The organism is Lacihabitans sp. LS3-19, assembly GCF_024343575.1.
GTDB lineage: Bacteria > Bacteroidota > Bacteroidia > Cytophagales > Spirosomataceae > Leadbetterella.
This window is the reverse complement of the sequence record NZ_RJUA01000037.1, coordinates 1-1730: the sequence shown is the minus strand read 5'-3', so window position 1 is coordinate 1730 and position 1730 is coordinate 1. Positions and strand designations below refer to the sequence as shown.

The window sequence follows — 1730 nt, the reverse complement described above, 5'->3', positions numbered from 1 at the left end:
GGGCACGGCAGAGTAGCTAAGTCGGGACGGGATAAACGCTGAAAGCATCTAAGTGTGAAACCCACCTCAAGATGAGACTTCCCTTGAGGAACGTTAGAGATTATGACGTAGATAGGCTACAGGTGGAAGTGCAGTAATGTATGCAGCCGAGTAGTACTAATGAACCGAGAGCTCTTAAATTTTAATTTTCAGTCTTTCTTATATCAATGTTTTGTTAAGGGAAAAGTCACGAAGGCATAAGGCATAAGTGATGGAAACTAAGATAAAACAATGTCAAAAAATATTTTATTGTCCAACAGACAAAAGAAGAGATACAATGCTAATGTCCTAATGTAGGACAAGAACATTAAAGACCTTCATGGTGTCAATAGGGCGGGTGAACACCTCTTCCCATTTCGAACAGAGCAGTTAAGCCCCGCACCGCCGATGGTACTTGGATCAAACCCGGGAGAGTAGGTAGATGCCAGTTATTTATTAGAGCCTCAAAGAGTATTCTTTGGGGCTTTTTTGTTATCCTAGGTTCTTGAATCAAATATTCGCTTTTGATTGCCATAAGAAGTTATTGGATTAAACGAGGTGAGTAATGGTGCAGTATTCAGAATCTGGCTTGTTATTGTGACTATAAATACTTCAAAGATAAATCAATCTCTTTACGTTTTTTACGGATCAAGCAAAAAAGTTGGGGGGAATCTAAATAGTTATTTACTTCGTGTAAAAAAACTAAGAACTTGAATAAGGAACTTCTTCAATTATTACTACCAGAAGGGTTATTAGAATACTTTGAATTTGTTAAAGTTGAAAATGTTGTAGAAACCTATAATATTTATATTTCAGAACGTAATATAATCCCTTCAGAATATGAAGGAGATAAATTAGAATCCAAAGGTTTTTTTGACGAAGAAACTGTTCGGGATTTTCCACTTCGAGGGAAGCCCTGTTTCTTGAAAATCAAGAGACGTAAATGGTTAAATCACAACTCTGGGAAAATAGTTTATAGGAATTGGGAAATTGTAGCAAATGGAACGCGAATGACAACGGAATTCGCGACTTTTTTAAAAGGAGCTTTTAGATAATACACCAATTAGCTGTAAAACACTTGGGGAGATTTTTCATTTAGATGGAAAACGTTTTCAAGAACAATATGCAAGTCATCTTAGTGGATATACGAATTGGAGTCAATTGGATCATGCAGAAAAATGGATTTTATTTCCTGAAAACATAGGAGAATACCTATCATTGGACGAAACCTGCCTATCTAATGGCGACCTGTACACTATATTAACCAACAAAGCTGCGAAAGGCCAAAAAGGGGCTTTGGTAGCAATGATAAAAGGAACAGTTAGTGATACAGTAATAGAAATTTTAAATAAAATTCCAGAAGCAAAAAGGAAAAAAGTAAAAGAAGTGACACTAGACTTGGCTCCAACAATGGAGAGAATAGCAAAGCGTAGTTTTCCCAAAGCTAAACGAGTATCAGATAGGTTCCATGTTCAAAGATTAGCAAGTGATGCCGTACAGGAAATAAGGATAAATCACAGGTGGAAAGCAATAGAACAAGAGAATAAAGAAATAGAATTAGCCAAGAATGAAAAGAAGAAGTTTATCCCAGAAATACTGGAAAATGGAGACACTTTGAAACAATTATTAGTAAGAAGTAGGTATTTATTATATAAAAGAGAGGTCAAGTGGTCTCCATCACAGGTGCACAGAGCAGAAATATTATTTAAACT

Annotated in this window: 2 protein-coding genes and 2 rRNA genes; all 4 read left to right on the top strand. The window is 36.0% G+C overall.

Annotation, left to right across the window (positions count from 1 at the left end):
- Positions 1–181: ribosomal RNA gene (locus EGI22_RS15055) — 23S ribosomal RNA — on the top strand; the annotation flags it as partial.
- A gap of 176 nt (positions 182–357) precedes the next feature.
- A 5S ribosomal RNA gene (gene rrf, locus EGI22_RS15050) occupies positions 358–469 on the top strand.
- A gap of 259 nt (positions 470–728) precedes the next feature.
- Entirely contained in the window at positions 729–1073 is a 345-nt protein-coding gene (locus tag EGI22_RS15045) for a transposase (protein WP_255069288.1), read from the top strand.
- A 106-nt stretch (positions 1074–1179) separates the two neighbouring features.
- On the top strand, positions 1180–1730 hold a 551-nt coding region (locus tag EGI22_RS15040; RefSeq protein ID WP_255069287.1), incomplete at its 3' end, for a transposase.